This is a genomic window from Sphingopyxis sp. KK2, assembly GCF_001990265.1.
GTDB lineage: Bacteria > Pseudomonadota > Alphaproteobacteria > Sphingomonadales > Sphingomonadaceae > Sphingopyxis.
This window is the reverse complement of sequence record NZ_LYVN01000298.1, coordinates 1-844: the sequence shown is the minus strand read 5'-3', so window position 1 is coordinate 844 and position 844 is coordinate 1. Positions and strand designations below refer to the sequence as shown.

The window sequence follows — 844 nt, the reverse complement described above, 5'->3', positions numbered from 1 at the left end:
CCTTGATCGAGGCGCGGATCGAAACCCCGCTGACGGTCGAGGAGATGGCGGTGGAGGCGGGCATGTCGGTCAACAGCCTGATCGTCCATTTCGCCCGCGCGACCGGGCGCACGCCGCGCCAATATCTGCTGCGTCAACGGTTGCGCCGCGCCTGCTGGTATCTGATGAACCGTCCGCTGTCGGTTGCCGAGATCGCCTTTGCGACGGGCTTTTCCAGCCATGCGCATCTGTGCGCGGCGTTTCGGGACAAACTCGGCCTGTCGCCGGGCGAATGGCGTAGCCGCTATACCGGCGTCGCCGTCATGGAGGAGGATTGATCATGTCGCACACGGCCATCATGCTGGTCGCGGGGATCGCGTTGCTCGTCATGCTGCGGTTGGCGATCCGCGACGTCCGCCGCGCGACGCGGCTGTTCATCCTGTTATGGCTGGTGATCTCGATCGGCAACCTGCTCGTGGGCGTCCTCTACGCCGGATATGGCTGGGGCGAGGAGGCGGCGATCTGGATCCTGGTGTTCGGCACGCCCGCTGCGGTTGCGGTCGGTGCGGCGCTGTTCGTGCCTAATCCTCGGGCCTGAGCAGGCAGCCGCTCGTCCCCGCATAGCGCGCGCTGCGCGAAGCGAGGAGCGGCACGCTGCCGGTGACCGTCTTCGTCGCCGGATCCTCGGCGAGCGACACGAGTCCCATGCCCGGCTCGAAATCGCGCTGGCAGCTTTCGAGGCTGCGGCCCTGGACATAGCGGCACGAACAGCCGACCCGCGCGGCATAGGACGAACCCAGTTCGGCCTGCGCCTTAAACGAGGGGAATTTCCAGATCAGCAAAATCGCCGCGATCGCGCCGAGGA

General features: G+C 66.5%; 2 protein-coding genes and 1 pseudogene. 2 read left to right on the top strand and 1 reads right to left on the bottom strand.

Features of this window, described 5'->3' with window-relative positions:
• Nucleotides 1-317 (top strand): helix-turn-helix domain-containing protein (locus tag B1A78_RS21905; RefSeq protein ID WP_179102142.1); only part of this gene is annotated, 317 nt, incomplete at its 5' end.
• A gap of 2 nt (nucleotides 318-319) precedes the next feature.
• Entirely contained in the window at nucleotides 320-577 is a 258-nt protein-coding gene (locus tag B1A78_RS21900; protein ID WP_077148913.1) for a hypothetical protein, read from the top strand.
• On the opposite strand, the pseudogene B1A78_RS21895 reads toward B1A78_RS21900, so the two are convergent.
• A pseudogene (locus B1A78_RS21895) lies at nucleotides 561-844 on the bottom strand (hypothetical protein); the annotation flags it as partial. The gene B1A78_RS21900 and the pseudogene B1A78_RS21895 sit on opposite strands and share 17 nt — an antisense overlap.

What these genes read in the sequence shown, in the direction of transcription:
- B1A78_RS21900 (WP_077148913.1), top strand. Translation starts at nt 320, where the DNA reads ATGTCGCACACGGCCATCATGCTGGTCGCGGGGATCGCGTTGCTCGTC.